Source organism: Vibrio cionasavignyae, assembly GCF_050337155.1.
GTDB lineage: Bacteria > Pseudomonadota > Gammaproteobacteria > Enterobacterales > Vibrionaceae > Vibrio > Vibrio nomapromontoriensis.
Genome location: NZ_JAKJSR010000047.1, coordinates 1 through 5,443 on the forward strand (window position 1 = coordinate 1; position 5,443 = coordinate 5,443).

The following is a 5,443-nucleotide window of genomic DNA, read 5'->3' on the forward strand; positions in this document are numbered from 1 at the left end:
CGGTTCATTTCGCAAGCACGGCACGACAGTGAAACTTGTGAGTTGAAGCGAATGTACTCAAAGTACCGAGGAGCGGGTAGTTATCTAATCACCCAGCTTGAGAGTTGTGCAGTGATTAAAGGTTACAAGCGCTCAGTACTTTCAACACGCAAGGTTAATGATAATGCAGTGTGTTTCTACGAGCGACATGGTTACTCAAAAGTTAGCGCTTATGGAAAATACGTTCATGCAAGCAAGTCTGTTTGTTTGGGCAAGTCGTTAGCCACATAACAAACTACTCAAGTGGACGCCATAAGCTTGGCGGTTTTGGTTTGAAGTTAAGTGCGCTTGGTAAGTTAATCGTCAGCGCCACTTAGCAGGGCGTTATATGCCTCTTGAGTTTTGATGAATAAAAGGAATTTCAATGATTTTAAATCATGTCTCCGTTGGAGTTAAAAATATCGAATCAGCAGTGAATTTCTACGACGCTGTGTTTGAAACTCTATCTATTAATCGAACGCACCTAATTGAAGGTGTCGCGGCAGCTTACGGCACCAACTTCGAGTTTTGGGTTGGTCTACCGTCGGAAGGTTATGCGTCAAATGGTAATGGAACTCACATAGCCTTTAACGCTCCTAATCAAGAGGCAGTTGATGGTTTTTATGCAATAGCTATTGAGTTAGGTGCGACGTGTGAAGGGAAGCCCGGCTTACGTCCAGAGTATGGTGAAAGCTATTATGCAGCCTTTGTCCGAGACCTTGATGGTAACAAGATAGAAGCGGTTTCAATGTAGTTAGTCGCAAGGCATATAACAAGCGCTTCAAGTTGATTCGTAACGCTTGGCAGTTTAGGTGCCAATGTTGGTTTGCGTGATTACGGTTTAAAATTTGGCTTCAGTGGTGCGTTAGTCACAACTTAAGCGGGCGTTATATGTATTAGTGGGTATTTCCACAAAGGTTGTAGAAATAAATGGTTATCAACGACTATATAGAAAATACGGAGTTTACAGAACTCCCTAATAATCTACTAGATATCAGTGAAGTGCCTGATGATATTGCGGGTATATGTAAATTTGTTCAAGGCAACCTTATTCATTCGTATTGGCTTGAACACTATGGTGTCGAGGTTGACCCCTCAAAAAAACTTACAGAAATGCAAACTCGATATGCTAAAGGTTTAGTCTCTTTAGCAATGTTGAAATCAGGCGAACCTTCCCATGTGTTCAAGAAACCAAGCCATAGAGTTGTAAGTATTTGTAGAGACTTTTCACTATTGGCTTGCTCTATTTTGAGGTCAAAAGGAATTCCAGCCCGACTAAGGAGTGGGTTTGCGACTTATTTAGCTCAAAACCATTTCGAAGATCACTGGGTTTGTGAGTATTGGGATAAAGGGAAGGGATGGGTAGCGGTTGATGCTCAGCTTGACGACATTCATCATCAAATCTTGAAGTTTGAATTTGACCCGTGTGATGTACCATCATCAAACTTTATAGTGGCTGGGCAGGCTTGGAAGTTATGCCGTGAAAACTTGGAGTCTGGTGAAAATTTTGGTTTTCGGGATTTCAAAGGATTACCGTTTATCAAGGGTAGCCTTATTCGAGACTTGTATGCATTATCAAAATTTGAAATGCATACGTGGGATACAGGGTGGGGCATATTGCCTAAATTCATCAGCCCTATTTCTGGAGAGTATGAATTAACTCTGCTCGATGAATTTGCAGATGTTAGTTGTGCTTCGGATAGCTCCAAAGCTCTTAAGTTAGTTGAGTCGTGCAAGGAAATAAAGCTTCCAAGCGGTTGGGATTGCTCGAAGTTTCCGACACTAAGTGAGCTATATGCTTCACTGTAGGCGCAGAACACATATAACAAGCAATTTAAGCAGACTGCCAACGCTCGGTATTTTCAGTTCGGTTTAGCTTCAGTGATTTAGGTGGTAAGTTTTAGTGTATTGGTAGCATTGTCAGCTACTTAATTGGGCGTTAGCATGCAAGGGATAGAATCGATGCAAATGATTTTTGATACTAGAGAACACTTGGAAGTTGTTTGGAGAATATCTGAACAAATCGAGACTAAGTCAGATGGATATAACGAGACGATTAGTGCGATGCTTTTTGTATCTATAAACCATTGCGATGCATTGCAATTGCTGTGTGAGAAAAAGAACTTTGCATCGGCTTTCGCGCTTATGCGTCCTACTATAGAAAACACTATGAGAGCTGTCTGGTTGCGCAATATAGCTACAGAAGCTCAGTCCAACAGAGCCTTGTATAAAGACAAGTGGCCAAAAATTTGGGAGTTGATTGAACTCGTCGAACAGAAAACTGGCCAGACAAAACTGTTTTCAAAGCTTTGGTCTGATGTTAAGAATTTTTCTCATGACTTTACTCATGGGGGTATTCAGCTTGCAAATAGGCAAATAGCTGCGAACGGCATAATCACGCCAAATATTCCAGATGACGAGGTACGCTTATTACTTCGGCTGTCGGCAGTCGTGTCAGTGTATGCTCTTGGCGAGCTAATTGAATTAGCAAATGAAAAAAGAGCCATACCACTTTATGAAAAACTAGTAAATCAGACAACGGAGCGTATGTTTGGGCAAGCATGCTAACAAACTGCTTAAGTGGACGCCATAAGCTTGGCGGTTTTGGTTTGAAGTTCAGTGCGCTTGGTAAGTTAATCGTTAGCGCCACTTAGCAGGGCGTTATAAGTCAAAGAGAAATTATGTGGACAGATGAAGAAATAGACTCATTCGTGAATAAGTGTTTCGGCAATATGGTGTTGGCGAACGATAGATTAGAAAAAGAATATGACTTGGGACATTTTGAAAGATTTGACTTTGATGTTCCAAATGGTTGCTTAGTGTTTAGCGATACACATCGAACAGTTAGATTTGAAATTGCATTGATTTGCTCAACTGATACAACGAAGGGTACTTTACAGTGGGCTTGGGCTAATATTTCACTACCGCATCACCTGACAAAAGAGTCATCAACACTCAAAACGCTCGCAAAAGAATCTGGCCTGAACATTTTTGATACTCCTATCTGGGAAGCGTCTGAGGAAGAAGGGTGGGAAATGGCTGCAATCGCTTTAGAGAAGCTGGGTGGTCTTGGCGTTTATCGGTGTCCGACTGGAAGTTCAATGCTTTTTGTCGTTCTAATGTCGGTTGTGTGAATGACTTATAACAAATTGTTCAAGAGTGATTCGGCACGCGTGGCATTTTTACTATGCGTTGGTCTTAGTGGTTAAGGTGTTATGCGGCGGCTTCGGCATTGCGTGCCTCACACCTTAACAAAGCGTTATGTTTCCATTCAATCACGGAGGATAGATGAACATAGAAAGAAGATTAGCAGAACTTGGCTTGGAGTTACCTCAAGCCAGTGATCCGCAAGGTAGTTATTTTAATTGCGTTCGAACAGGCAATTTACTTTATGTCTCAGGAAAAGGTCCAGTAGCTGGTTTAAGTGTCGTACCCAGAGGTAAGCTTGGCCGGGAATATACCACAGAAGAAGGGTATGCTTTCGCTAAAGCAACTGGCTTAGATATATTAGCTGCCTTAAAGCTAGAGTTAGGTTCATTGGATAAAGTTAACCAAGTCGTCAAGCTTCAAGGTTTCGTAAACGCCACAACGGACTTTGAACAACACCCTAGGGTGCTGGATGGTTGCTCAGATCTAATGGCAGAAGTTTTTGGTAAAAAAGGTGTGCATGCCCGCTCAGTTTTCGGTGCAACATCCGTGAGAGGTAATTTGCCAATTATTATTGACTCAATATTTGAAATTAAGGACTAGAAACATAACAAATTGTTCAAGCAGACAGCTAACGTTTGGCGATTTTGGATCGGTTGAGTTTAGTGATTACGGTGGCTTTGTTTGAGTGTTGTGGCAGATAGCTGCTACTTAACAAGGCGTTAGTTTTATGGAGGAAATATTGTGGAAATCTGGAAGTTATTGTTCTTTATACCTGCGTGTTTTGCGCTCAATATGACTCCTGGTCCAAACAATCTATTGTCCATGAATAATGCTCGTTGTTACGGTTTCAAATCCGCTTTTATTGCTGGACTTGGTCGTATTGCTGCATTCGCTGTAATGATTGCCTTGGCTGCTTCTGGTTTAGCAGTCGTCCTCTATGCTTCTGAGACTCTATTTCTAACGATTAAAATTGTGGGCGCTGCTTACTTGTTGTGGATAGCCTTTAATCTTTGGCGTTCGGAAGGAAGTCCTGTTTCTGAGCTAGAAAACACTCGCAACCGACTAGGCTTAGCCAAACAAGAGTTCTTGTTAGCTGCTGGTAATCCAAAGGCGATCTTAATCTTTACTGCCTTTCTACCACAGTTCGTCGATGTTTCAGCAAGTGTAAATGAACAGTTCTTCGCTTTAGGGGCTACTTTCCTAATTTTAGAAATGGGTGCAATATCGATTTATGCGATATTTGGAATGTACTTAAGGCAGTGGTTTACGAAGCCGAAAATGGCAAAGCGCTTCAATAGAGGTTGTGCAACTTTTTTGGCTATGTCTGGAGCAAGCCTGTTACTGAGTCGCCAACAATAAAACTAACAAGCTGTTTAAGAGTGATTCGCAACGCGTGGCATTTTAACTATGCGTTGAATTTAGTGTTTAAGGTGGTATGCGGGAGCTTCGGCATTGCGTTGCTCACACCTTAACAGGGCGTTATATGCCTTGTCAGATGGATACGAAATAATGTCAGAAGTTTATATGCTCAGAGCGTTGGAAATATCGCAATTGGCCTTACCTGAGTGTACTCCGAATCCTCCCGTTGGTTGCGTACTCGTAGATGGAGACGAGATTGTTTCTGAAGGTTTCACGCAAGCAATAGGTGGTAATCACGCGGAAGTTCAGGCACTCAATTTGTATGACGGAGTGATGGACAATATTACCGCCTATGTAACTCTAGAACCTTGCTCATTTATTGGTAGGACGCCAGCCTGTGCAAATACTCTTGTTAAATCAGGCATCAAACGGGTGGTTGTGTCCATGTTAGATCCAGACCCTCGTAATAGCGGTAAAGGCGTGGCGATTCTGAAGCAAGCAGGAATCGAAGTGGAGATTGGTTTGTGTAGCAAGCAAGTTAGCCTGTTTCTTACACCATATTTGGGTAAGTCGTAGGGCATATAACAAATTGCTCAAGCTGACAGCTAACGCTCGGCGATTTTGGTTTGGTTGAGTTCAGTGATTACGTGGCTTTGCTTAGGTGTAGTGTTCGTTAGCTGCAACTTAGCAAGGCGTTAGCTTTCACGGTTTAGTTTATTGGTGTACGGGTTCATCGTTCTAGCTTTACACCTGTTCTTTAGTGGTAACCTCACATCTCTCGTGTGCTTTTTCTTTGCTACTGAGTTATTTACGTTTAATTGAAAATTGGCGTATGTGGTTGTTGGCTTAGTGGCAAACTTTGAGTTGCCTCTGAGTTTCGTCAACTCAGGCTACGAATTTTTGGACAGTTCAACTC

At 42.2% G+C, this 5,443-nt stretch carries 7 protein-coding genes and 1 pseudogene; all 8 read left to right on the top strand.

Features of this window, described 5'->3' with window-relative positions:
* Positions 1-270 (top strand): annotated as a pseudogene (locus L4D74_RS24795) (GNAT family N-acetyltransferase); the annotation flags it as partial.
* Between the two features lie 133 nt (positions 271-403).
* Positions 404-772, top strand: a complete 369-nt coding sequence (locus tag L4D74_RS24800) for a VOC family protein (RefSeq protein ID WP_428755050.1) — start codon at positions 404-406, stop codon at positions 770-772.
* A gap of 176 nt (positions 773-948) precedes the next feature.
* Positions 949-1,827, top strand: a complete 879-nt coding sequence (locus L4D74_RS24805) for a transglutaminase-like domain-containing protein (protein WP_428755051.1) — start codon at positions 949-951, stop codon at positions 1,825-1,827.
* Positions 1,828-1,962: 135 nt separating this feature from the next.
* Positions 1,963-2,586, top strand: coding sequence for a DUF6988 family protein (locus L4D74_RS24810; protein WP_428755053.1), 624 nt, complete (start codon positions 1,963-1,965; stop codon positions 2,584-2,586).
* Positions 2,587-2,699: 113 nt separating this feature from the next.
* Positions 2,700-3,152: a DUF6882 domain-containing protein gene (locus tag L4D74_RS24815; protein WP_428755054.1), complete on the top strand. Its 453-nt coding sequence runs from the start codon at positions 2,700-2,702 to the stop codon at positions 3,150-3,152.
* 154 nt (positions 3,153-3,306) lie between these two features.
* Complete coding sequence (locus L4D74_RS24820) at positions 3,307-3,768, top strand: RidA family protein (protein ID WP_428755056.1); 462 nt, start codon at positions 3,307-3,309, stop codon at positions 3,766-3,768.
* Between the two features lie 141 nt (positions 3,769-3,909).
* Complete coding sequence (locus L4D74_RS24825) at positions 3,910-4,527, top strand: LysE family translocator (protein ID WP_428755057.1); 618 nt, start codon at positions 3,910-3,912, stop codon at positions 4,525-4,527.
* Positions 4,528-4,677: 150 nt separating this feature from the next.
* On the top strand, positions 4,678-5,103 hold the full coding sequence (locus tag L4D74_RS24830; protein WP_428755059.1) for a bifunctional diaminohydroxyphosphoribosylaminopyrimidine deaminase/5-amino-6-(5-phosphoribosylamino)uracil reductase RibD: 426 nt from the start codon (positions 4,678-4,680) through the stop codon (positions 5,101-5,103).
* The last annotated feature ends 340 nt before the right edge of the window (positions 5,104-5,443 follow it).